Below are 23,982 nucleotides of genomic sequence, written 5' to 3' on the forward strand. Positions count from 1 at the left end.
CAATGAGCTCCGCCACCCGCCCGCTGGTGATTGCAACAGCCTTCGCCGCAAGCCTCGTCGTCGGTCTCCTGATCATGTTCTGGGCCATGGGCGGGGTGAGCAAGGTGGCCCAGCCCGCCGCGGTCGGCGGCCCGTTCCAGCTCACCGACCAGAACGGCAAGACCGTCACCGAGAAGAGCCTCAAGGGCAAGCCGACCCTGATCTTCTTCGGCTACACCCACTGCCCCGACGTCTGCCCGACCTCGCTGTTCGAGATCTCGGAAGTGCTGCGCGCGATGGGCACGGATGCCGACAAGGTCAACGCCTATTTCATCTCGGTCGATCCCGAGCGCGACACGCCGGCGACGATGAAGGACTACCTCTCGAGCTTCGATCCGCATCTCGAGGGGCTGAGCGGCGACCCCGCCGAAACCGCCAAGGTGATCACGTCCTACCGGGTCTATGCCAAGAAGGTGCCGACCAAGGACGGCGACTACACCATGGACCACACCGCGTTGATCTATCTGATGGACCGTGACGGCCGTTTCGTCTCCCCGTTCAACCTGAAGCGGGCGCCGGAAGAGGCGGCCACCGAGTTGAAGCGGTATCTCTGAGGGTTACCTTCCCCGCTTGCGGGAGAGGTCGCGCCCGAGGCGCGGGCGTGGGCTCTGTCCGCCCAGTGAGTGTCCCGATGTGGAGATACCTCCCCCCGCAAGCAGGGGCGCACCTTCATGGCGGCCATAATCGGCGCTCGCGTTCCCGGCGGGATGGTCTATAAGGCCCTCCGATCCCAATGAAATTCGTTCATTTCCCGCTGATGGTCTCATCGCGACAGGCAAGATTGCCCCTCACCATGCGCCGCGCCCTGCTCGGGCTGGCGGCCGGTGCGTGCCTGCTCGCCGGTCTGTCCGGCGCCCTTGCGCAGGCCCCGGCGAAGCAGCCTCCGGCGGCACCGCAGGCGCCGGCCCCGGCCCAAGCCGTCCCTCAGGTCGCCCCTCAAGCCGCCGCTCAAGCCACCCCACGGGCAGCGCCGCAGGCCGTGCCCGGCTTCTGGGATCCGCGCCGTCGCCCGGAGCGGCCGGACCTGTCCCGCCTGACCGTGATCCGCTTCCTGACCGAGACAGACTATCCGCCGTTCAACTACACCGGCGCGGACGGCAATCCGGCCGGCTTCAACGTCGATCTCGCCCGCGCGCTGTGCGAGGAGATCAAGATCACCTGCACCGTGCAGATGCGCCGCTTCGAAACGCTGGTCGATGCGCTCACCTCCAACCGGGGCGATGCCATCATCGCCTCGATGGCGGTGAGTCCGCAGCTACGCGCGCGCGTCGACTTCACCGATCCCTATTATCGCGTGCCGGCGCGCTTCGCGTCGCGCAAGGACGCGGTGCTGCCGGAGATCCGCCCCGAATATCTCGAGGGGAAAAAGGTCGGCGTGATCGCCGGCTCGGCGCACGAGGCCTATCTGAAGGCGATGTTCACCGACGCCGAGCTGCACGGCTATCCCAACGACGATGCCCTGCGTGCCGCCCTGCGCAAGGGCGAGGTCGACCTGATCTTCGGCGACGCCATCTCGCTCGCGTTCTGGATCAACGGCACGGATTCGGGCGATTGCTGCGCCTTCTCCGGCGGCCCCTTCGTCGAGAGCCGTTTCTTCGGCGAGGGCGTCGGCATCGCCGTGCGCAAGGGCAACGACGTGCTGCGCCAGGCCCTGAACTGGGCGCTGTTCCGCGTCTGGGAAAAAGGCCGCTACACCGATCTGTGGCTGCGCTATTTCTCGGTGAGCCCGTTCTAGTTTCTTCGCCTCTCTCCGCGAGCGGGGAGAGGCCGGAATTTGCGAGAGCAAATTCCGCGTGAGGGGGACTCTCGGCGAGTCCAACTCATACCGTGATCGCGGAAGCAGCCGCTCACCCCAACCCTCTCCCCGTCAGAACGGGGCGAGGGAGCAAGTGTGGTGATGGTCGCCCCAACTTTTGCATTCTGCCCGGAAATCGCTATTTTCCGCGGCCCGGAGGCCCTTAATGTCTGTCATCGATCTCGCCGCCAACCCGAGCGATCTTCGCGCGCTCGCCGAACAATCCAACGCCTGGCCGTTCGAGCAGGCGAAGGCCATCGTCGCGCGCCTGAAGAAAAGCCCGAAGGACGAGGTGTTGTTCGAGACCGGCTACGGCCCGTCCGGCCTGCCGCATATCGGCACGTTCGGCGAGGTCGCGCGCACCTCGATGGTGCGCCATGCTTTCCGCGTGCTGACCGAGGACAAGGTCAAGACGCGCCTCCTGGCGTTCTCCGACGACATGGACGGACTGCGCAAGGTGCCGGACAACGTGCCGAACAAGGATCTTCTGGCGCAATATCTGGGACGGCCGCTCACGGCGGTGCCCGATCCGTTCTCCAACGAATATCCATCGTTCGGCGCCGCGAACAACGCGCGCCTGCGCGCCTTCCTCGATCATTTCGGCTTCGACTACGAATTCGCGAGCTCGACCGAATATTACAAGTCGGGCCGTTTCGACGCGACGCTGCTGAAGATGCTCGCCGCCTACGACAAGATCATGGCGATCATCCTGCCGACGCTCGGACCGGATCGCCGCGCGACCTATTCGCCGTTCCTGCCGATCAGCAGGACCACCGGCGTCGTGCTCCAGGTGCCGATGATCCGTCGCGACGTCGCCGCGGGCACGGTGACCTATGTCGATCCCGACAGCGGCGAGGAAGTCGAGACGCCGGTGACCGGCGGCAACGTCAAGTGCCAGTGGAAGGCCGACTGGGCGATGCGCTGGGTCGCGCTCGGCGTCGACTACGAAATGGCAGGCAAGGACCTGATCGACTCCGTGAAGCTGTCCGGTGCGATCGCCAGGGCGCTCGGCGGCACGCCGCCCGAAGGCTTCAACTACGAGCTCTTCCTCGACGAGAAGGGCCAGAAGATCTCGAAGTCGAAGGGCAACGGTCTCACCATCGACGAATGGCTGCGCTACGCTTCGCCGGAATCGCTGTCGCTGTTCATGTATCGCGAGCCGAAGGCGGCCAAGCGGCTCTATTTCGACGTCATCCCGCGCAACGTCGACGACTACCAGCAGTTCTCCGACGGCTTCCCGAAGCAGGACGGCAAACAGCAGCTCGGCAATCCGGTCTGGCACATCCACAACGGCAATCCGCCCAGGGGCGACATGCCCGTCACCTTCCAGCTGCTGCTGACCCTGGTGTCGTCGTCGAATGCGGAGAATGCCGAGACGCTGTGGGGCTTCATCGGCCGCTATCGTCCCGGCGTGTCGCCGCAGACGCATCCCAAGCTGGATGCGATGGTCGGCTACGCCATCAATTATTATCGCGACTTCGTGGCGCCGACGAAGCAGTTCCGCGTGCCTTCGGAGACCGAGCGCGCCGCGCTGCAGGATCTGCGCGATGCGCTGTCGCAGCTGCCGCAGGACGCCTCCGCCGAAGACATCCAGAACGTGGTCTACGAGATCGGCCGCCGCGAGCCGTTCCTCGATGAGGTCAAGAAGGGCAAGGACGGCCGTCCGGGCGTGACGCTCGACTGGTTCAACATGCTCTACCAGGTGCTGCTGGGTCAGGAGAAAGGCCCGCGCTTCGGCTCCTTCGTCGCGGTGTACGGCATCCAGAACGCCGTCAACATGATCGACGGCGCCCTGGCGCGGAGCGCGTAAGGCGCGCCGTCGGGACGACAGCGCGTGTGTGTCGGCTGCTGAACGCCGTTCACTGGCTCGCCCACACGATCCGCGCGATCCAGGCCACGTCGCTTGCCGCGATGGTCCGTTCGGATTGCGTGGTATCGAGCGGCTGCAGTTCCAGCACCTTGGCCGTGCGGCGGACCAGCGTCGTCACGGTCACCTCGCCCGTCGTGGTCTTCACCACCACGCGGTCGCCTTTCCGGATCGGCGCGCCCGGCGAGACCAGGATGACGTCGCCGTCGCGATAGGCCGGCGCGAGCGCCTCGCCGGAAATCTCCAGCGCGAAGGCGTGCTGGTCCTCGGCGGCCGGAAGCGCGATTTCCGTCCAGCCCTTACCGCTGGGAAAGCCGGCCTCGTCGAAATGGCCGCTCGCGCCCGCCAGCGCGAAGCCGAGCAGCGGCACCGAGCGCCCATCGCCGGTATCGTCCCCGGTCAGTTTCACGAAGGCCTCGAGCGAGGCGCCCGCGGCCGCGAGCGCCTTCGCGATCGATTCGGTCGAGGGCCAGCGCGCGCGGCCGTCGGACGTGATGCGCTTGGACTTGTTGAAGGTGGTGGGGTCGAGCCCGGCGCGCTTGGCAAGCCCCGACGGCGACAGCCCGGCGCGCGCCGCGAGCCGATCCAGCGCGCCCCAGATCTGGTCGTGGGTCAGCATCCTCTGCGCTTTGGCCTGTCTGACCATGGTGGTCCAGCCCGTCGCAACTCAGGAAAACTATCCTCAAATCAACCGGTTTTCCGTTTTTCGTGCAAGGGGCGGCGGCCAAAAGCGTTCTCGGCCGGCGCGGGGATCCGTTCGCGCCGAGAAAACGCGTCGAAACAAGGACCTGGAGCCCCGTTCCGGTTTCATCGGGAGGGAAAAGGCTCTAGGTCTTGAGTTCGGAAGGGGCCGCCTTTACGGTCGCGCGCGGGTTCGTCGCCGTCTCCAGGCGAAAAAACCCCAAGAGAGTCAAAGAGCTGACTCGAAGAGCAAACAGGGCTCCGTCAACGGTGGTCAAGATCTACAAAATCTGTCCGGCCTCGGCCTGGCGCGAGGCGGAACGGCAGGGCGTCTACCGGGGCAGCGCGGACGATGCGCGCGACGGCTTCATCCATTTCTCCACCGCGGCCCAGGTCCCCGAGACCTTGCGAAAGCATTTCTCCGGGCAGCGCGCGCTGTTCCTGGTCGAGGTTGACGGCGACGCGCTCGGCACTGGCCTGCGCTGGGAGCGCTCGCGCAACCAGGACCTGTTTCCCCACCTCTATGGCGAGCTCGATCTCGGCGCGGTGATCTCGGTGATGAACCTCAACGTCCGCTCCGACGGCGGTCACGACATTCCGGAGCTGCTGCCGTGATCCGTGCCTTCGACACGCTTTCGCTGCCCGTGCTGCGCTGGCTCGATCCGGAGGACGCGCACCGGCTGGCCATCCAGGGCCTGCGCTTCCTGCCGCCGGGCAAGCCGCGGCCCGACGATTCCAAGCTCGCGGTGCGCGCCTTCGGGCTCAACTTTCCCAATCCGATCGGCATGGCGGCGGGCTTCGACAAGAATGCCGAGGTGCCGGACCCGCTGCTGCGGCTCGGCTTCGGCTTCGTCGAGATCGGCTCGGTGACGCCGAAGCCGCAGGCGGGCAATCCACGGCCGCGGCTGTTTCGGCTCGAACGCGACGAGGCCGTGATCAATCGCATGGGCTTCAACAATGACGGTGCGGAAGCCGCGCTGCGGCGGCTCGCCGCGCGCGCGCAGAATGGCGGCATCGTCGGCGTCAATGTCGGCGCCAACAAGGATTCGCCGGACCGCGTTGCCGACTACGTCAAGCTGATCGAGACCTTTGCGCCGGTCGCCAGCTATTTCACCGTCAACGTGTCCTCGCCGAACACGCCGGGCCTGCGCAATCTGCAGGAAGGCGCGCTGCTCGACGAGCTCCTCGCCAAGGTGATCGACGCGCGCGAGCGGGTGCGCCAGAAGGCCGGCGATACGCCGGTGCTGCTGAAGATCGCGCCCGATCTCAGTCTCGCCCAGCTCGACGACATCGTGCAGGTCGCGCGCTCGCGCCGGGTCGACGGCATGATCGTGTCCAACACCACGATCGCGCGGCCGAGCACCCTGCGCGAGCAGATGCGCGCGAAGGAGCAGGGCGGCCTGTCGGGCCGGCCGCTGTTCCGCCTGTCGACGCGCATGGTCGCGGAGACCTATGTGCGCGTCGAAGGCGCATTCCCGCTGATCGGCGTCGGTGGTGTCGATTCCGGCGGTGCCGCGCTGACCAAGATCCGCGCCGGCGCGAGCCTGATCCAGCTCTATTCGTCGCTGGTCTACAAGGGCCTCGGCCTCGTCGACGAGATCAAGCGCGACCTCTCTTCCACGCTGTTGCGCACGGGACGGGATTCGCTCTCCGAGATCGTCGGCGCCGACGCCGCGACGCTCACCGCGGAAGACTGGCCGGGGCTGTAGTTTCTTCGCCTCTTCCCGCTAGCGGGAGGGAGACGGAAACGTCGCCCGGTACAGCGACGGATACCGCGCGCCCTGCAGGCCGCCGCGTGCGGCGTAGAAGGCGAGCAGGGCGCACCACAGCCCGGTATTTCCGAGCGATTGCAGCGCCCACCAGGTGCCGAGGAAGATCGCCAGCGAGGCGAGCATCAGGTTGCGCATCTCGCGGGCCCATGTCGCGCCGACAAAGATGCCGTCGAAGCCGAAGGCGAACACGCCGGGCACGGGCGCTGCCACGATGAACGGCAGGAATTCGCGCGCGGCACGACGGACGGCTTCGCTCGCGGTCATGAAATCGATCAGCGCCGGCCCGAACAGGGCGAACATGGCCGCGACCACCAGCGCGAAGCCGAGCCCCCACAGCAGCACCAGCCGGGTCGAATCGGCAAAGCCCTTGGCGTCCCGCCCGCCGAAGGTGCGGCCGCAGAGCTGCTGCGCCGCGTTGGCGAGGCCGTCGAGGAAGAAGGCGCTGACCAGCAGGAAATTGTTGAGCACGGAATTCGCGGCCAGCGTCACGTCGCCGGCGCGCGCGCCCTTGGCGGTGAAGAACAGGAACACCGTGATCAGCGCCGCGGTGCGGATCATGATGTCGGAGTTCACCGCGAGCAGCCGCATCAGCTTCGCCCGGTCGAACAGGCGGGCGCGGGGAACGGCAAAACCGCCGACGGCATGGCGCCGGCAGACGACGACGCCGAGCACGAAGCCGGTCGTCTCCGACAGCAGTGCCGCGATCGCAGCGCCCGCAATACCGGTGTCGTAGACCAGCACCAGCAGGATCGTCGCCGCCATGTTGATGAGGTTGATGACGACCTGGAGCGCGAGCGCCGAATTGGCGCGAGCCTGTCCGACCAGCCAGCCGAGGATGACGTAGTTGGCGAAGGCGAACGGCGAGGACCAGATCCGGATCATGAAATAGGTCTTGGCCGCGCGGGTCACGCCCTCGCTGCCGCCCATCAGGTCGAACAGCACGGACGCCAGCGGCAATTGCAGCGCGATCAGCGCGGTCCCGATCAGGCCCGCGACGATGAAGCCGCGCACCAGGATCACGGTCTGCTCGCGCGTCTCGCCGGCGCCGAGCGCCTGCGCGGTGAAGGCGAGCGTGCTCATGCGCAGGAAGCCGAACAGCCAGAACAGGCAGTCGAAGATGACGGAGGCCATCGCGACACCGCCGAGCAGCGCGGCATCGTCCAGCCGGCCGATCGCGGTGGTCGAGACCACGCCGATCAGCGGCGTGGTGAGGTTCGCGACCATCGCGGGTCCCGCGATGGCGAAGACCTGGCGGCTGCCGACGCTGGTGTGAACGGGTGCGTTCATGTCAGAACACGATCACCATGCCGTCTTCGGCGGCGAGATGCTCGATGTCGTCGAGGCGCGAGAGCATGTCGTCGCTCATATGGGTGAGGACGAGCCGCTTCGCGCCGATGTCGGGCAGGTGCTGTTCCAAGGTCTTCAGGCTGAGATGGTTCTTGACCACCTTCTCGTACATATAAGCCTCGGCGATGAAAAGGTCCGCGCCATGCGCCAGCGGAATGAGTGTCTCCGTCCATTCGGTGTCGGCACTGTAGGCGAGGGTGCGGCCCTCGGCCTCGATGCGATAGGCCAGGAAGGGACCTCCGGATTCGCCGTGCACGACCGGGTAGGGCGTCACCGTCGTCGTGCCGAAGCTCCGACGTTGTCGTGGCGCGAGTTCGACGACGGAGAGCTCGAAGCGCTGCTTCGTCCCGGAGGAATGCTCGAACAGTGCCTCCATCACCTGCTTCAGGCGCATCTCGATGCCTTGCGGCCCCGCGATCGTCAGCGGCTTCACGCGGCGCGAAAATTGCGCGTCGAGCAGGAAGAAGGGCAGGCCGGCGAAATGGTCGCCGTGGAAATGGGTGACCAGGATCAGGTCGATCTCGTTCCGGTCGATCTCCAGCCGCTTCAGCGCCGGCAGGGACGAAGCACCGCAGTCGATCAGGACGTTGGTCTCGCTGCCGCAGACGTGGAAGCAGGTGTTGAGCCTGCCGCCGGAACCGAAAGCGTCGCCGCAGCCGACAAAACGCAATTGCATCGGCTGCGCAACTCCTTAGAGCATGACCCGGAAAAGCGTGACGCGATTTCTCGGCGCGGTCACGCTCGACTGCATGTCAGCGGCCGCGGGGCGTGCCGAAGACGCGCGAGAGCAGCCAGATCGGGATCACGATGACGGCGCCGAGCAGGAAGTAACGCCACAGCCAGTTGACGGCGTCGAAGCCGAGATCCCAGAGCCGCTGGAACAGCAGGCGGATGCTGTAGATGATATTCCAGGGATCGAAGCCGATCGCAGCCAGCACGACGCCGACCAGAACCGACAGCAGGATCAGGCGAAACGCAACCGCCAGCGGCGAGCCGCCGAGAAAGCGGTTCAGGCCATCGCTGTGGCCGGCCGGCAAGTCTCTGACGTCGTTGGCCATCGCAAAACTCCTCGCGGGGATTCGCCCCGATTATAGGTCACGGCGGGGGACATGGGGAACCCGTTCCCGGCCGTCAATCGGCTTACGGCATTTTAATCCGGCAACCCGCCAAAAGCGAACCGGGCGGCAGGTCCCCGATGCGTCGCCGGAAAGCAACATCGGTAAGGTAAACGGGATTGTTCGTCGGCATGTGAACGGCCGTTAATTGCCCTTGGCGGCCCCGGGCTCCTATGAGGAGTGCGCGCGACGCCTGAGAGGTGTCGCGCAGGTCTGCGCTGGCCCGATGCTTTGACGGGCCAATTCCCTTGGGACCGCCGCCGGGGCCAATTCACGGTTCTCTGCGCATAGGCTGGCTGGCTTTGCGCTGGCCGGCGGCGGGACCATTTTTTTTGCCGGATCATGTCGCAGCCCCGGCCGCCTCCGTCTTCAACATCCGTTCCAGCGTATCCAGTCGGTCCGCCTCGCGCGGCGGCTTGTCCCAGCGCAGGCGGCTGATCCGGGGAAAGCGCATGGCGACGCCGGACTTGTGGCGCGGCGAGCGCTGCAGGCCCTCGAAGGCGACCTCCAGCACCAGGCCCTTGTCGGGTTCGTGCACAACATGGCGGACGGGGCCGAACTTCTCCGTGGTGTTGCGGCGGACGAAGCGGTCGATCTGCAACAGCTCCTCATCCGTGAAGCCGAAATAGGCCTTGCCGACCGGCACCAGCTCCTCGTCGCCGCCGGTCCCGGTCCAGACGCCGAACGTATAGTCGGAATAATAGGACGAGCGCTTGCCGTGGCCGCGCTGGGCATACATCAGCACGGCATCGATGATGTGCGGATCGCGCTTCCACTTCCACCATTGTCCCTTCGGCCGTCCCGGCAGATAGGGCGCTTCGCGCCGCTTCAGCATCACGCCCTCGACGGCATCGGCGTCCTCGCCGGCGCCGGCACCCGCGGGATCGGCGCGCGCGGCGGTGAGCGCGTCCCAGTCCGAGAACGGAACCGTCGGCGACAGATCGATGCGGGGATCGTCGAGTTTCTCGATGAAGGTTTCGAGCCGCGCGCGCCGCTCCGCGAACGGCAGCTCGCGCAGATCGTTCTCGTCGTCGCCAAGCAGATCGTAGGCGCGCAGATGGATCGGAAACTCCTTGATCAGTTTCGGCGAAACGATTTTGCGATTGAGGCGCTGCTGCAGGACGTTGAAGCTCTGCACCCGGCCGTCGCGCAGGATCAGGAGTTCGCCGTCGATCGCGCCGGGCAGGCGCAGCGACGGCACCAGATCCGGAAAGCTTCCCGTGATGTCCTCGCCGGTGCGCGAATAGAGCCGCGCCGTGATGTGTCCGCCTTCGTCGCTGCCGGCCACCGCCTGCACGCGGATGCCGTCCCATTTCCATTCGGCGATGTAGTCGGCCGGGTCGAGATTCCTGAAGTCTGTGTCTTCGATCGCGTGCGCCAGCATCACGGGCCGGAACGGCGCGGGATCGCGATTGACCGGCTTTTCGCCGCGGCCTTCCAGCCAGGCGAACAGGTCGAGATAGGGCGGTGTGAGGCCGGGCCAGATCAACTCGACCTCGTGCGGATCCTTGTCGCCGAGCGCGGCCGCGGCGGTCTTCGCCAGGCGCGCGGAGATGCCGATGCGAAGCGCGCCGGTGACGAGCTTCAGCAGCGCCCAGCGGCCGGTCTCGTCGAGCTCGTCGAGCCAGCGTTCGAGCTGCCGCGGCAACTCGGTCTTGCCGAGGGTGCGCAGGGTCGTGACGACTTCGGTCAACGTCGGCGGCGGCGGGTTGTTGTGGTTGCGAGCGTGGGAGGACTCAGTCGCCTCGCTGCCTGGATTTGTGCTCGTCGATTGCACAGAACTCCGCTGCGCTCCCTCCGCCCTTGCGGGGGAGGGTTGGCTCGGAAAAGATTCGTCGTCGTTCGCGCCCCGCCTTGGCCACATCAGCGCGACCGTTTCCGAGAGATCGCCGACGTAGTCGTAACTCAACCCGAACAGCACGGGATCGGTGCGCGAGGCGATCAGATCGCGGATCAGCGCGGGCTTGGCGTGCTTGAAGCTGAGCGCGCCGGTCAGCGCGGCAAGCGCGTAGCCGCGGTCGGGATCGCCGACCTCGCGGAAATAGCTGATGAGCAGCCGCAGCTTGTTGTTGCGGCCGGGCTCGTAGGCCAGGCGGTCCAGCAGCTCGGCGAAGCGGTTCATGCGTCCGCCTCGTCGGCCAGCGGTGTCTCGCTCTCCTCCTCGTCGCCATAGCCGACGAGATCGAGCGGCTGGGCCTGCAGGCCCTTGCTCTTGCACCAATGCACCAGCGCATCTTCCTGGCCGTGCGTGACCCAGATCTCGCCGGCGCCGGTCGCGGCGATGGTCGCGGTGAGGCCGTCCCAGTCGGCGTGGTCGGAAATCACCAGCGGCAGTTCGATGCCGCGCTGCCGGGCACGGGCGCGCACGCGCATCCAGCCGGAGGCGAATGCGGTGACGGGGTCGGGAAAGCGCCGCGTCCAGAGATCCGACGTGGCCGAGGGCGGCGCCAGCGTGATCGTGCCGGCGAGATCGGCCTTCTTCATCCCGCGTGCGGGGGCCAGCTCGCCGAGTTCGATGCCGCGGCTCTGGTAGTAATAGGTGATCTTCTCCATCGCGCCGTGAAGGTAGATCGGCGCGTCGTAGCCGCCCTGGCGCAGCAGGGCGATCACGCGCTGGGCCTTGCCGAGCGAGTAGGCGCCGACGAGATGGGCGCGCTCCGGAAACAGCGCCACTGAGGCCAGCAGCTTCTTCACCTCGTCGGCGGCATCGCCGTGCCGGAACACCGGAAGTCCGAAGGTCGCTTCGGTGATGAAGACGTCGCATGGCACGATCTCGAACGGCGTGCAGGTCGGATCGGGCGCGTCCTTGTAGTCGCCGGAGGCGACGATGCAGGTGCCGCCGGCCGTCACCGCGACCTGCGCGGAGCCCAGCACGTGGCCGGCCGGGTGGAATTTCACCCGAACGTCACCGAGCCGGATCTCCTCGCCATAGCGGATCGCCTGGGTCGCGCCGGCGAAATTCTCGCCATAGCGCAGCCGCATCATGTCGAGCGTTTCCTGCGTCGCCAGCACCGCACCGTGGCCGGCACGGGCATGGTCGGAATGGCCGTGGGTGATCACGGCCCGCTCGACCGGGCGCACGGGATCGATATGGAAGCCGCCGGGCTTGCAGCACAGGCCGGCGGCGACTGGCATCAGGATGTCTTGCGGACGCATGCCTGATATATAGGTTGCGCTACCGCGTCTTCGAGTCATCCATCCGTTTCGCTCCCTGGTTCCCGATGCCCCTGCGCCTGTTCCTGTCCTCCGGCGATCTCATGGCCGACCGCCGCTTCGAATTCGCGCGCGACCTCCAGCTCAAGGGCGATCTGCCCGCGGCCGCCGACCTGCTGGAGCAGGCGCTCGAGCTCGCGCCGGACTTCACGTCGGCCTGGTTCACGCTCGGCGAAATCCGCCAGCAACTCGGCGAGCGCGACAAGGCGATCGAAGCGTTCCGCAAAGCGCGCGATTCCGACCCCGGGGATCAGCATGGCGCCGGCCTGCATCTGATGCGGCTCGGCGATACCCAGCTCTCGGAAATGCCCAAGGCCTATGTGCAGGCCCTGTTCGATCAATACGCTCCGCGCTTCGAGCACGCGCTGATCCACGATCTCGGCTATCGCGCTCCCGCCTTGATCTTCAAGGCGGTGCTGGCCGCGCGTGTCGCGTCGAAGAAGCCGGCCTTCTTCAAGCGCACCATCGATCTCGGCTGCGGCACCGGGCTCGCGGCGGCGGCCTTCGTCAGGCAGGTCGATCATTTCATCGGCATCGATCTGTCGCCCGGCATGATCAAGGAAGCGCGCGCGACGAATCTCTACGCCGAGCTCGAGGTCGCCGACATGATCGACGGCCTGCGCGCCAGGGACGATGCGAGCGCGAACCTCGTCGTCGCGGCCGACGCGTTCGTCTATCTCTCGGATCTCGCGCCGGTGCTGACCGAGGCAAGGCGCGTGCTGGTGCCGGGCGGCACGCTCGCCTTCACGCTGGAGACGCATGACGGCAGCGGCGTCGTGCTCGGCGAAGGACTGCGCTATGCCCATTCGGCGGAATACGCGCGCGGCGCGATCGCCGACAGCGGCCTCAAGCTCCTCACGCTGGAGCCGGCCTCGCCGCGCAACGAGAACAACGAGCCGGTGCGCGGGCTCGTCGTCGTTGCCGAGAAAACTTGAGTCTAGGCGCTGCCGTCTCGGCGATTTGAGCGTCGGTGCGCCGTAAGCTGCGACTTCCCACTTGCGAGCGGTGCTGCCTTGTCAGCACAATGCGCGCGCCAGGGAGGACAACAATGATGAAGAATCCATCGCGGCGTGACTTCAGCGCCGCCGCGCTCGCGACCATTGCCGCATCCACGCTGCCCGCGCCCTACGTCCGGGCCGCCGACAAGAAATACGATGCAGGCGCGAGCGATACCGAGATCAAGATCGGCCAGACCGTGCCGCATTCCGGCCCCGGCTCGCTCTACGGCGTGCTCGGTCGCATCGGCGAAGCCTATTTCCAGATGCTGAACGAGAAGGGCGGCATCAACGGACGCAAGGTCAAGTTCCTCACCATGGACGATGCCTACAGCGCGCCGAAATGCGTCGAGGCGACGCGGCGCCTGGTCGAGCAGGAAGAGGTGCTGGCGCTCTACGGTTCGCTCGGCACCGCGCCGCAGACCGCCGTGCACAAATATCTGAACTCCAAGGGCGTGCCGCAGCTCCTGCTCAACACCGGCGCGTCGAAGTGGAATAACCCGAAGGAGTTCAAATGGACGATGGCGGGGCTGCCGCTCTATCCGACCGAGGCCCGCATCCTGGCGCGGCATGTCGTCGCCACGAAGCCGAACGCCAAGGTCGGCATCCTCTACCAGAACGACGATTTCGGCCGTGACTTCCTCGGCCCCTTCAAGAAGGTCCTGGCGGATGCCGGCGGCACCGCGCAGGTGATCATGGAGCAGACCTACGATCTCACCGATCCGACGGTCGATTCCCAGCTCATCAATCTCTCGAAGTCGGGCGCGGACGTCTTCTACAACATCACCACCGGCAAGGCGACGTCGCAGTCGATCCGCAAGGTCGCCGAGCTCGGCTGGAAGCCGCTGCAACTGCTCTCGGCCGGCTCGACCGGCCGCTCGATCCTCAATGCCGCCGGGCTCGAGAACGCCACCGGCATCGTCGCCATCCGCTACAACAAGGAAGTCGGCCTGCCGAAATGGGAGAAGGATCCGGACGTGATGGCGTTCGAGGAGCTGCGAAAGAAATACATCTCGACGATCGATCCGGACAACACCATCGCCTTCGCCGGCTACGGCCAGGCCGTGACCATGGGCGAGATCCTGCGCCGCTGCGGCGACGAGCTCACCCGGGCCAACGTGCTGAAGCAGGCCTCGACGCTGGCCGGCTTCCACTCGCCCTACTTCCTCGACGGCGTCACCTACGACTACACGCCCGAGGACTACACGCCGATGAAGACGCTCTACATCTCGACCTTCACCGGCAAGGACTGGGACATCTCCGACAAACCGATGTCGGAGTAGGATGGCTTTTCATCTTCTCCCCCCCGCGGGAGAAGGTGGCGCGAAGCGACGGATGAGGGGTTGTCTCCGACGGCTCGGAAGACAATGGTTCGCAGCGAGACCCCTCACCCGTCTCGCCGCTGCGCGGCGATCCACCCTCTCCCGCAAGGGGAGAGCGGGACGGCGTCCCGCTCGTCGATTCAGGCTTCCACCCCTCGACGAAGCCGCCCGCACGGCTTACCTGTCATGCCGTGCCGCCCCGTATCCGCAAAATATCGGCCGAGCCGGCTGCGCTCTTGCCCGATCGCTTCCAGCAATGGTTCGCGGCCCGCGGCTGGGCGCCGCGCGCGCACCAATTGGCGCTGCTCGAGAAGGCCCGCGAGGACGCCAGCGCGCTGCTGATCGCGCCGACCGGGGCCGGCAAGACGCTGGCTGGGTTTCTGCCGACGCTGGTGGAACTGTCCACGCAGGCGGCGGAGAGCGACGCCGCCGCGACGGCGAGCGTGGTCTCGACCGGCCGCGGCGTTCAGCGCACCGGCGGTCTCCACACGCTCTACATCTCCCCGCTCAAGGCGCTCGCGGTCGACATCGCCCGCAATCTCGAGCGGCCGATCGCAGAGATGAGCCTGCCGATCAAGGTCGAGACCCGCACCGGCGACACGCCGGTGTCGCGGCGCCAGCGCCAGCGACGCTATCCGCCGGACATCCTGCTGACCACGCCGGAACAGCTCGCGCTGCTGCTCTCCTCCGACGACGCGCCGTTCCTGTTCTCCTCGCTCAAGCGCGTCGTGCTCGACGAGCTGCATGCGCTGGTGACGTCCAAGCGCGGCGATCTGCTGTCGCTCGGTCTGGCGCGGCTGTGGCGGCTGGCGCCGCGGATGCGCGCCATCGGCCTGTCGGCGACCGTGGCCGAGCCGGATCAGCTCGCGCGCTTCCTGGTGCCGCAGCCCGGCGGCAAATCGGCCGCCGCCGACATCGTCGTCGCCGGCGGCGCCGCGCCGCCGCTGGTCGAGATGCTCGACACCAGCGAGCGGCTGCCCTGGGCCGGCCACAGCGCCCGCCACGCGCTCGCCGAAGTCTATGAGCTGATCAAGCAGAACAAGACCACGCTGGTCTTCGTCAACACCCGCAGCCAGGCCGAGATGCTGTTCCAGGATCTCTGGCGGATGAACGACGACGGCCTCGCCATCGCGCTACATCACGGCTCGCTCGACGTCGTCCAGCGCCGCAAGGTCGAGGAAGCCATGTCGGCCGGCAAGCTGCGCGGCGTGGTCTGTACCTCCTCGCTCGATCTCGGCATCGACTGGGGCGACGTCGATCTCGTCGTCAATATCGGCGCGCCCAAGGGCTCCTCGCGCCTGATGCAGCGCATCGGCCGCGCCAACCATCGTCTCGACGAGGCCTCGCGCGCGGTGCTGGTGCCGGCCAATCGTTTCGAGGTGCTGGAGTGCCGCGCCGCGATCGACGCCATCGCCGAGAATGCGCAGGATACGCCGCCGCTGCGCACCGGCGCGCTCGACGTGCTGGCGCAGCACGTGCTCGGCTGCGCCTGCGGCGAGCCGTTCCTCGGAGACGAGCTCTATGACGAGGTGCGCACCGCCGCGCCCTATGCCGAGCTCGCACGGCAGGATTTCGACGACGTCGTCGATTTCGTCGCCACCGGCGGCTACGCGCTGAAGACCTATGAGCGCTTCGCCCGCATCAAGCAGGACAAGCAGGGCCGCTGGCGCGTCGCCAATCCGAAGGTGCGGCAGGGCTATCGCCTCAATGTCGGCACCATCGTCGAGGAGCCGATGCTGAAGGTGAGGCTGGTGCGCGGGCGCTTCGCCGGCAGCGGTTCGACCGGCGCGATCGCGCGCGGCGGCCGCGTGCTCGGCGAGATCGAGGAATATTTCATCGAGGGCCTCACCCCCGGCGACACCTTCGTGTTCGGCGGGGAGGTGGTGCGTTACGAGGCGCTGGCGGAAGACCAGGCCTACGTGTCCCGCGCCAACGACAAGGACCCGAAAGTGCCGTCCTACATGGGTGGCAAGTTTCCGCTCTCGACCTACCTCGCCGAGCGCGTGCGCCGCCTGCTCGACGATCGCCGCGCCTGGAATGGCCTGCCCGAGCAGGTGCGCGACTGGCTGTCGGTGCAGAAGGAGGTCTCGCGTGTGCCCGGTGTGCGCGAACTGCTGGTCGAGACCTTTCCGCGCGGCAACAAGCATTACCTGGTCTGCTATCCCTTCGAGGGGCGTCTCGCGCACCAGACGCTCGGCATGTTGCTGACGCGACGGCTGGAACGCGCGCGCGCCCGGCCGCTCGGTTTCGTCGCCAACGAATATGCGGTGGCGATCTGGGGGCTGGGCGACGCCTCCTTCATGATCCGCCACGGCAAGCTCGATCTCGACGCGCTGTTCAACCCCGACATGCTCGGCGACGATCTCGAAGCGTGGCTCGCCGAATCCGCGCTGATGAAACGCACCTTCCGCAACTGCGCGCTGATCTCCGGCCTGATCGCGCGCCGCTTCACCGACGAGGACAAGAGCCGCCGCCAGGTGCTGTTCTCGACCGATCTCGTCTACGACGTGCTGCGCAAGCACCAGGCCGATCACGTCCTGCTGCGCGCGGCGCGCGCCGATGCCGCCACCGGCCTGCTCGATTTGCGCCGCCTCGGCGGCATGCTTGCCCGCATCCAGGGCCGCATCACGCATCGGGAACTCGACCGCGTCTCGCCGCTTGCGGTCCCCGTGATGCTGGAAATCGGCCGCGAGTCAGTTTATGGCGAAGCTGGAGACGAATTGTTGGCGGAGGCCGCCGACGAACTCGTCAGAGAGGCGATGTCGTAGAGAATTTGCCAGTGAGGCGCGCTCATCTATCCACACCGTCATGCCCGGGCTTGACCCGGGCATCCGCGTCTTTGTCGCCGCGACGAGACCGTGGATGGCCGGGAAAAGCCCGTCCATGACGGAACATGTTGCGCTGTCCATCACGTCGACGCTCAGCCTGGACGTCGCCGGCATCTCGCTCCACGCCGATCTCTCCGGCGCCCTGTTCTGGGAAGAACAGCGCCTGCTGGTCGTCTCCGATCTGCATCTGGAGAAGGGTTCCAGCTTTGCCACGCGCGGTGTGCTGCTGCCGCCCTACGACACGCTGGCGACGCTGAGCCGGCTCGCTGCTGTCATCTCCCGCCATGATCCCAGGATGGTGATCGCGCTCGGCGACAGTTTTCACGACCGCACCGCGCATGAACGCCTTGCGGTCGAAGATCGCGACGCGGTGGCCGCGCTGCAGAGCGGCCGCGACTGGATCTGGATCTCCGGCAATCACGATCCGATGCTGCCGCGCGATCTCGGCGGCACCGTCGCCGACGAAGTCGCGATCGGGCCGATCACGTTCCGCCACGAGCCGACCGGTGCGCATGGCGAGATCGCCGGCCATCTGCATCCCAAGGCGCGCGTGTCCGCGCGCGGCCGTTCGATGGAGCGCCGCTGCTTCGCGTCGGACGGCCTGCGTGCCGTGATGCCGGCCTTCGGCGCCTATGCCGGCGGCCTCAGCATCCGCGATGCGGCGTTCGCGAAGATCTTTCCGAGGAACGGCTTCGTCGCCCATCTGCTCGGCGACCGCCGCGTCCACGCCATCGCGGCGTCGCGCTGCTATTGAGCGGATCTTATTGAAGGCCGGAAGCTTGCCGCGTGCATGACTGGCGGGGAGGGAAACGCACCGACGTCGCGGCGACGGGTTTTCCTCACGGCAGCGATTCGCTACGCCGCCTTCGCCTGCACGTTGTCGCAGAACTCCGCCAGCCGGTCGGCGAGCCGCAGCGTCGCGGGGCTGGCGCCGGGCGAGGCCATCAGCGCCACTTCGGTGCGGTTGATCGGCGCAAAACCATCCTTCGCCGTCAGCACGCGGTGATCGGACTGGATCGACATCTCCGACAGGATGCTGAGGCCCATGCCGGCGGCGACCGCGGCCTGGATGCCGGCGAGACTCGATGACGAGTAGGCCATGTGCCAGGCGCGGCCCGCGCTCTCCAGCGCGTGGATCGCGCCGGCGCGGTAGAGGCAGCCGAGCGGAAAGCCGATCAGCGGCACCGACGGCACATCGACGTCGATCGGATGGCTCTTGCTGGTGACCCAGTGCACCTGCTCCGGCCACACCGCGATCGCGCCCTTCTCGCCCGTGCTGCGCTTGTAGAGCGCGAGGTCGAGCTCGCCGCGTTCGAGATCGCGGGACAGGTTCTTGCTCTGGTCGGCGCGCACGTCGAGCCGCAGGCCCGGATGCGAGCGAGAGAAGGCGCCGAGCAGCTTTGCCAGCCGATAGGCGGCGAAATCCTCGGGGATGCCGAGCCGGATCGCGCCTTCGCTGTCGGGCTGGCGCAGCACGTCGCGCGCCTCCTCGGCGAGCGAGAGCAGGCGGCGTGCATAGGACAGCAGGCGTTCGCCGGCCTCGGTCGGGCGCACGTCCTTGCCGTCGCGGAGCAGCAGCGTCTGGCCGACGTCTTCCTCCAGCCGCTTGATCTGCTGGCTCACGGTCGACTGGGTGCGGTGGACGCGCTCGCCGGCGCGGGTGAAGCCGCCGGCCTCGACCACCGACACGAAGCTGCGCAGAAGCTCGAGATCGAGCATAGGCGCCTCCATTCGAAAATCCACTGATGGCGAGTTAATCATTTAATTTCCAAATGGCAAGCCGTCTCCCTAGATCGAGGGCTCAGGAGATTGCCCATGTCGCTCGCCCCCTCGATTCCCGTTCCCCGCAGCCGGTTCAGCGCGCTGCCCCTCTCGATCGGCCTGTTCTGCCTGCTCTGGAGCTACGCCTTCGTCGCCGGCAAGATCGGCGTCACCCATTGCCCGCCGCTGATCCTGCTGGCGGCGCGCTTCTCGCTCGCCGGCATTCTGATCCTCGGCGCCACGCTGCTCCGCGGCGACGACTGGTCCCTGTCGTGGCGCGATGCCGCGGTCTTCGCCGTGCTCGGCATCGCCAACAACGCGCTCTATCTCGGGCTCGGCTACACCGGCCTGCAATCGGTCTCGGCCGGGCTCGGCGGCCTGATCGTCTCGGCCAATCCGGTGTTCACCGCGGCGCTCGCCGCGCTGCTGCTCGGCGAAGGCATGACCTGGCGCAAGGCGGGCGGCCTCTCGCTCGGCATCATCGGCGTCACGCTCATCGTCTGGCATCGCCTCGCGGTCGGCACGGATTCGCTGCACGGGATCGTCTTCACGCTGGCCTCGCTCGCCTCCATCGTCGCCGGCACGATTCTGTTCAAGCTGCTCGCGCCGAAGGGAAGCCTGTGGATCGGGAACGGCGTGCAGAACCTCGCCGCCGGCATCGTGCTGACGCCGGTCGCCCTCACCTTTGCCGATGTCCGCGCGATCGACGTCACGCCGAGCCTGATCGGCGCCTTCGCCTTCCTCGTGCTCGGCGGCTCGATCCTCGCCTACTGGCTCTGGTTTCATCTCCTGAAAGTGTGTGGCGCCACCGCCGCCAGCGCCTATCATTTCCTGATGCCGCCGCTCGGCATGCTGTTCGCGTATCTCGTGCTCGGCGAGCATGTCGAGGCCCGCGACCTCCTGGGCATCATCCCGGTGGCGCTCGGCATTTATCTGGTGACGCGCCCCGGCAGGCCCGTCTCGTAGGAGGAGTTCCCTGATGCCCATCGCCATCACCCTGATCGGCGGGCCGACCGCCCTGATCGAGATCGACGGCTTCCGCCTGCTCACCGATCCGACCTTCGATGCGCCGGGCGCATACCAACTGCCGCATGTGAAGCTGGAGAAGACGATCGGCCCGGCGCTGAAGGCCGACGCGATCGGCCCGGTCGATGCCGTCCTGCTCAGCCACGATCAGCACGCGGACAATCTCGACAATTCCGGCCGCGACTTCCTGAAGCACGCCAGGCGCGTGCTGACGACCGAGGCCGGTGCAGGGCGCCTCGGCGGCCATGCCGAAGGGCTCGCACCCTGGAGCGTCACGCATCTGAAAGACGGCGACGGCCATTCGCTGACGATCACCGCGACGCCGGCGCGCCATGGTCCAGCCGGCATCGAGCCGCTGTCCGGCGACGTCATCGGCTTCGTGGTCTCGTCGAGCCGGAAGGACACGCGGCCGGTCTATATCACCGGCGACACCACCTGGTTCGACGGTGTCGCGGAGGTCGCGCGCCGCTTCAAATGCGGCGTGGTGATGCCCTTCGCCGGCGCCGCGCAAACGCGCGGTCCGTTCCATCTCACCATGGACACCAACGACACCATCGAGACCGCGCGCGCCTTTCCCGACGCGATGATCGTGCCCGTGCACACAGAGGGCTGGGCGCATTTCCGCCAGAACGGCGAGGACCTGCGCAAGACGTTCGACGTGCTCGGTTTCGGCCCGCGGCTGCGCCTGCTGGAGCCGGGCGTGCCGACGGTGGTGGAGGCGCCGTGAGGCGCGCCGTCGCGGGCCTCCGGCTTCTCTCGTCAAGCCCGGGCAAGACGGTGGCAGGCAGCTCGTGAGCGCGGCTCAGTCCTTCCGGAACACGATCGACGCCATCCAGCCCGTCATCAGTGCCATCGCCGCGGTGACGAGGCCGTACGCCAGCCCGTTCTGCCGCGCGCTCGTCGCCACGAACTGCTCGAAGCCGACCTTGACGATCTCGAACGCGGTCTCGGTCTTGGTGATGAACGCGCCGTTCGCGAACAGCTTGATCTCGACGGCATAAGTCCCGATCGGCACCTCCGCCGGCAGCGGGATGCCGGTGCGGAACAGCGTCGGCGTCAGGAACGTGATCGCGGAGGGATCCTCGCGATAGAGACCGTGCTGCGTGCGCAGCCGGACGAAGGCCGAGCGGAACGCGTCGTTCGGCACCACGTCGGCATAGTCGCCGCTGACCCGCTGCGTCAGCAGCACGTTGTTGAGCCCGATCTGCTGCCGCCGCGCGATCTCGGGCGTGGTGATCCGGTCGAACGGGCGGTTGGCGAACAGCGCCAGATAGGTCGGCACCTGCAGGAACTGACGGTAGTCGGTATTGATCCAGATGCCGAAGGTGCGCTCCTTGCGTCGCGTCACCATGTCGGCGCGCGGGCCCATCACGGTGACGACGAGGTCGTAGGCGGTGCGGTCGGCGGGCGTCGATGCATCCTTCTCGACCGAGCCGAACAGCACCAGCTCCTCGCCCGAATAGTTCGGTGTCACCGTGACGCGGTGGTTCGAGACCGAGACGATCAGCCGTTCGGCCCGCGCGGCGGAGCCGAGCAGCAGGACGAGGACGGCGGCGGCGAGCGCGCGCATCATCCGTTCACCCCCAGCTCGCGGATGGTGAAGAGATCCTCGGGCCGGATCACGAGCTCGACCGCGAAGCGGATGCCGACGGAGAGGATGAGAAGGCCGAGCAGCAGCCGCAACTGCTCGCCGCGGATCTTCTGGCCTGCGCGCGCGCCGAACTGCGCGCCGGTGACGCCGCCGATCATCAGGATCAGCGCCAGCACGGCATCGACCAGATGATTGGTCACCGCGTGCAGCATGGTGGCGAACAGCATCGTCACCAGCGTCAGGACCATCGACGTGCCGATCACCGTCGAGGTCGGCACCCGCAGCAGGTAGATCATGACCGGCACCAGGATGAATCCGCCGCCGATGCCCATGATGGCGCCGATGAACCCGATCACGATACCGACGATCACCACGGGGATCACGGACAGGTAGATCTTCGAGCGCTTGAACCGCATCTTCAGCGGCAGGCCGTGGATCCAGCTATGGGTCCGCCGCGGCGGCACGGTGCCGCGGCGGGTCCGCATCATCGCGCGCAGTCCTTCGGAGAACATCAGGCTGCCCACCGTCGTGAGCAGCACGACGTAGGACAGCGCGATCATCAGGTCGAGCTGGCCGAGCGCCCGGAGTTGCGTGAAGGTCCACACGCCGAGCGCCGTGCCGGTCACGCCGCCGCACAGCAGCACGCCCGCGAGTGCCGGGTCGATCGCGCGCCGCCGCCAATAGGACAGCGCGCCGGAAAAGGAGGAGGCCGCGATGTGGCTCGCGACCGAGGCGACCGCGACCGCCGGCGTGATGCCGATGAAGATCAGCAGCGGCGTCATCAGGAAACCGCCGCCGATTCCGAACATGCCGGAGACGAAGCCGACCGCTGCGCCCATCGCCAGCACGAGGAAGACGTTGATCGGAAGATCGGCGATCGGGAGATAGAGCTGCATGGGCCCACGCACCGGCAAACGGATCGATTGCCGCGTCCCTCAATAGCCGAATCCGCTGCCGGGAGGGACCGGGAAATTCGCGCGTGGTGAATGAGCCGCACGCGCGGCATCGACGCTCACTGTCCGCATCCTGAGGAGCCTGCACGGCAGGCGTCTCGAAGGGCGCGGCCCAGGACGGGAGCGGGGAGGTATCATGGTTTGAGACGCGCGCGGGAGCGCGCGCCTCAAGAGGGGAAAGATCTCAGTGCGCGGCCGAGGCCGAGCGCTTGGTCGCCACCGGCTTTGCCGCGGGCTTCACGCTCGCCTGGGGCGCGCTGTCCCAGCCGCCGGCGGGCGTCGTGACGCGGACCGCATCGTCGGGCTGCGGCTCGGCGCTGAAGGTCTGGATCGCGAGCTTGGCGGCGGCCAGCGATTGCGGGTCGAGGCGCTTGGCGACGTCGTCGCGCTTGCCCGCTGCATCCGCGTCGCCCTGGGCGGCAGCCAGGCTGAACCATTTGTAGGATTCGGCGAGGTTCTGTTCGACGCCGATGCCGCGGGCATAGAGGATGCCGAGGTTGAACTGGCTGTCGGCGACGCCGCGGTCGGCCGCCTTCCTGAACCACTGCGCCGCGCTCTTGTAATTGGCGCCGTGTCCGCCGCCGTCGGCATCCAGCACCGCGAGGTTGTGCATCGCCTTGGCGTTGCCGCGCTCGGCGGCCTGGGTGTAGTAGCGGCGGGCGATGTCGGCGTCCTTCTTCACGCCGAGGCCCTTCTCGTAGAGCGTGCCGAGCCGGAAGGTCGCGGGCACCACGCCGGCCTGTGCCGCGCGGTCGTACCATTTGGCGGCTTCGTCGTAGTTCGTGGCGATGCCCTTGCCCTCGGCAAAGCGCACGCCGATCTCGTAGGCCGCGGTCGCGTCGCCCTTCAGCGCGGCCGCGCGCAGCACCGGGCCGCCGATGCCGTCAGGAAGTTTCTCGCTCGGCGGCACCTGGACCTGGCCGAGCTTGGCGCGCGTGCCGGCGGACAGCGCGCCGGTGACATCGCCGTTGGCCGCCGGCTGGGGCGGTGGCGCGGCGGGGGCAGGCGGGATTTCGACCGAGGCCGAGCCGCTGGAGCCCGGGGCGGAATTGTTCAGCGACTGACGGCCGAGCGGCGTCGGCGAGGTCATCGACGGCGTGACCTGCTCCGGCGGCGCGGCCGGCTTGCTTTCCAGTGCCGGCGGCGGCGTCTGCGGTGCGAGTTCGCTCGGCGGAGCCTCCACGGCCTGCGGCGGCGGTGCGCTGCCGCCTTCGAGCAGGTTCATCGCCATCTTGAAGGTGCCGAGCACGATCACGACCACGCTGGCACCGACCAGCAGGGAGCGGATCTTCGACGTGATGGTCGAGCCGCCGTCCTTGCCCTTGTCCTTGGTGCGGACGGCGCCCGCCTTGGCGGCGCGTCCGGTCTTTTCGGGCTGTGCGGCAGCAGCCTGCGCGGCGCGGCGCGCGGCGGCGATGAAGCTCGACGACGACACCGGCTCTTTCGGTGCGGCCGGAATTTCGCTGATCGCGCTTTCGGACGCGGCAATGCGCTCGGACGGCGTGGCGGCACGCCCGTTCGGGCGCGTGCCGGGTTCGAGCGGATGATCCGGCGGCAGTTCCGGCGCGATCACGGCGCGGGTCGGCACCGTGTGCGGCTCCAGGATCTCGCTGATCGCGCGAATTCCATGCCGCCGCGCCGGCCGCTCCGCCGCCGGTCCCGGCGGCGCCGCAGGTC

General features: G+C 67.5%; 21 protein-coding genes. 11 read left to right on the forward strand and 10 right to left on the reverse strand.

Annotated features, from left to right (window positions below; translation table 11 throughout):
* Positions 1-2 precede the first annotated feature (2 nt).
* The 3 genes from QM712_RS15115 to QM712_RS15125 all read left to right on the forward strand — a co-directional run bounded on the left by QM712_RS15115 (position 3) and on the right by QM712_RS15125 (position 3,644).
* On the forward strand, positions 3-593 hold the full coding sequence (locus tag QM712_RS15115) for an SCO family protein (RefSeq protein WP_415023909.1): 591 nt from the start codon (positions 3-5) through the stop codon (positions 591-593).
* A 203-nt stretch (positions 594-796) separates the two neighbouring features.
* Positions 797-1,774, forward strand: a complete 978-nt coding sequence (locus tag QM712_RS15120) for a transporter substrate-binding domain-containing protein (protein ID WP_415023935.1) — start codon at positions 797-799, stop codon at positions 1,772-1,774.
* A gap of 226 nt (positions 1,775-2,000) precedes the next feature.
* Positions 2,001-3,644 (forward strand): lysine--tRNA ligase, encoded by a 1,644-nt coding sequence (locus QM712_RS15125; protein ID WP_415023910.1) that lies wholly within the window; start codon positions 2,001-2,003, stop codon positions 3,642-3,644.
* A gap of 49 nt (positions 3,645-3,693) precedes the next feature.
* Here QM712_RS15125 and QM712_RS15130 read toward each other — a convergent pair whose 3' ends face one another.
* Positions 3,694-4,347, reverse strand: coding sequence for a S24 family peptidase (locus QM712_RS15130; protein WP_415023911.1), 654 nt, complete (start codon positions 4,345-4,347; stop codon positions 3,694-3,696).
* A gap of 305 nt (positions 4,348-4,652) precedes the next feature.
* On the opposite strand from QM712_RS15130, the gene QM712_RS15135 reads away from it, so the two are divergent.
* Both QM712_RS15135 and QM712_RS15140 read left to right on the forward strand, forming a co-directional pair.
* Positions 4,653-4,997, forward strand: coding sequence for a DUF952 domain-containing protein (locus tag QM712_RS15135; protein WP_415023912.1), 345 nt, complete (start codon positions 4,653-4,655; stop codon positions 4,995-4,997).
* On the forward strand, positions 4,994-6,091 hold the full coding sequence (locus QM712_RS15140) for a quinone-dependent dihydroorotate dehydrogenase (RefSeq protein WP_415023913.1): 1,098 nt from the start codon (positions 4,994-4,996) through the stop codon (positions 6,089-6,091). The genes QM712_RS15135 and QM712_RS15140 overlap by 4 nt, the downstream gene beginning before the upstream one ends.
* Before the next feature lie 18 nt (positions 6,092-6,109).
* Here the strand turns inward: QM712_RS15140 and QM712_RS15145 are convergent, their stop codons facing one another.
* From QM712_RS15145 to QM712_RS15165, 5 genes are all read right to left on the reverse strand, one after another.
* The gene (locus QM712_RS15145; RefSeq protein ID WP_415023914.1) at positions 6,110-7,441 is read right to left on the reverse strand and encodes an MATE family efflux transporter; all 1,332 of its coding nucleotides are present in this window, start codon (positions 7,439-7,441) and stop codon (positions 6,110-6,112) included.
* A gap of 1 nt (position 7,442) precedes the next feature.
* Positions 7,443-8,177 carry an MBL fold metallo-hydrolase gene (locus QM712_RS15150; RefSeq protein WP_415023915.1) on the reverse strand — a complete coding sequence of 245 codons (735 nt, stop codon included), beginning with the start codon at positions 8,175-8,177 and terminating at the stop codon, positions 7,443-7,445.
* 76 nt (positions 8,178-8,253) lie between these two features.
* Positions 8,254-8,559, reverse strand: coding sequence for a DUF6460 domain-containing protein (locus tag QM712_RS15155; RefSeq protein WP_415023916.1), 306 nt, complete (start codon positions 8,557-8,559; stop codon positions 8,254-8,256).
* A 397-nt stretch (positions 8,560-8,956) separates the two neighbouring features.
* Positions 8,957-10,738, reverse strand: a complete 1,782-nt coding sequence (locus tag QM712_RS15160) for a cisplatin damage response ATP-dependent DNA ligase (protein WP_415023917.1) — start codon at positions 10,736-10,738, stop codon at positions 8,957-8,959.
* Complete coding sequence (locus QM712_RS15165; RefSeq protein ID WP_415023918.1) at positions 10,735-11,772, reverse strand: ligase-associated DNA damage response exonuclease; 1,038 nt, start codon at positions 11,770-11,772, stop codon at positions 10,735-10,737. Before QM712_RS15165 ends, QM712_RS15160 begins: the two co-directional genes overlap by 4 nt.
* Before the next feature lie 65 nt (positions 11,773-11,837).
* On the opposite strand from QM712_RS15165, the gene QM712_RS15170 reads away from it, so the two are divergent.
* The 4 genes from QM712_RS15170 to pdeM all read left to right on the forward strand — a co-directional run bounded on the left by QM712_RS15170 (position 11,838) and on the right by pdeM (position 17,728).
* On the forward strand, positions 11,838-12,764 hold the full coding sequence (locus tag QM712_RS15170; protein WP_415023919.1) for a methyltransferase domain-containing protein: 927 nt from the start codon (positions 11,838-11,840) through the stop codon (positions 12,762-12,764).
* 113 nt (positions 12,765-12,877) lie between these two features.
* Positions 12,878-14,107: an ABC transporter substrate-binding protein gene (locus QM712_RS15175; protein ID WP_415023920.1), complete on the forward strand. Its 1,230-nt coding sequence runs from the start codon at positions 12,878-12,880 to the stop codon at positions 14,105-14,107.
* Between the two features lie 230 nt (positions 14,108-14,337).
* Positions 14,338-16,914, forward strand: a complete 2,577-nt coding sequence (locus tag QM712_RS15180; RefSeq protein WP_415023921.1) for a ligase-associated DNA damage response DEXH box helicase — start codon at positions 14,338-14,340, stop codon at positions 16,912-16,914.
* 115 nt (positions 16,915-17,029) lie between these two features.
* Complete coding sequence (pdeM, locus tag QM712_RS15185; protein WP_415023922.1) at positions 17,030-17,728, forward strand: ligase-associated DNA damage response endonuclease PdeM; 699 nt, start codon at positions 17,030-17,032, stop codon at positions 17,726-17,728.
* A 101-nt stretch (positions 17,729-17,829) separates the two neighbouring features.
* Here the strand turns inward: pdeM and QM712_RS15190 are convergent, their stop codons facing one another.
* A complete protein-coding gene (locus QM712_RS15190) occupies positions 17,830-18,693 on the reverse strand; it encodes a LysR family transcriptional regulator (RefSeq protein ID WP_415023936.1) in 864 nt (287 codons plus the stop codon).
* 96 nt (positions 18,694-18,789) lie between these two features.
* On the opposite strand from QM712_RS15190, the gene QM712_RS15195 reads away from it, so the two are divergent.
* Positions 18,790-19,701, forward strand: a complete 912-nt coding sequence (locus QM712_RS15195; RefSeq protein WP_415023923.1) for a DMT family transporter — start codon at positions 18,790-18,792, stop codon at positions 19,699-19,701.
* 13 nt (positions 19,702-19,714) lie between these two features.
* The gene (locus QM712_RS15200) at positions 19,715-20,488 is read left to right on the forward strand and encodes an MBL fold metallo-hydrolase (protein WP_415023924.1); all 774 of its coding nucleotides are present in this window, start codon (positions 19,715-19,717) and stop codon (positions 20,486-20,488) included.
* 75 nt (positions 20,489-20,563) lie between these two features.
* Here QM712_RS15200 and QM712_RS15205 read toward each other — a convergent pair whose 3' ends face one another.
* The 3 genes from QM712_RS15205 to QM712_RS15215 all read right to left on the reverse strand — a co-directional run.
* The gene (locus QM712_RS15205) at positions 20,564-21,334 is read right to left on the reverse strand and encodes a TIGR02186 family protein (protein ID WP_415023925.1); all 771 of its coding nucleotides are present in this window, start codon (positions 21,332-21,334) and stop codon (positions 20,564-20,566) included.
* Positions 21,331-22,248, reverse strand: a complete 918-nt coding sequence (locus QM712_RS15210; RefSeq protein ID WP_415023926.1) for a sulfite exporter TauE/SafE family protein — start codon at positions 22,246-22,248, stop codon at positions 21,331-21,333. Before QM712_RS15210 ends, QM712_RS15205 begins: the two co-directional genes overlap by 4 nt.
* Before the next feature lie 241 nt (positions 22,249-22,489).
* A partial coding sequence (locus tag QM712_RS15215; protein WP_415023927.1) for a tetratricopeptide repeat protein occupies positions 22,490-23,982 on the reverse strand: 1,493 nt, incomplete at its 5' end.

Source organism: Bradyrhizobium sp. (assembly GCF_047605465.1).
Classification (GTDB): domain Bacteria; phylum Pseudomonadota; class Alphaproteobacteria; order Rhizobiales; family Xanthobacteraceae; genus Bradyrhizobium.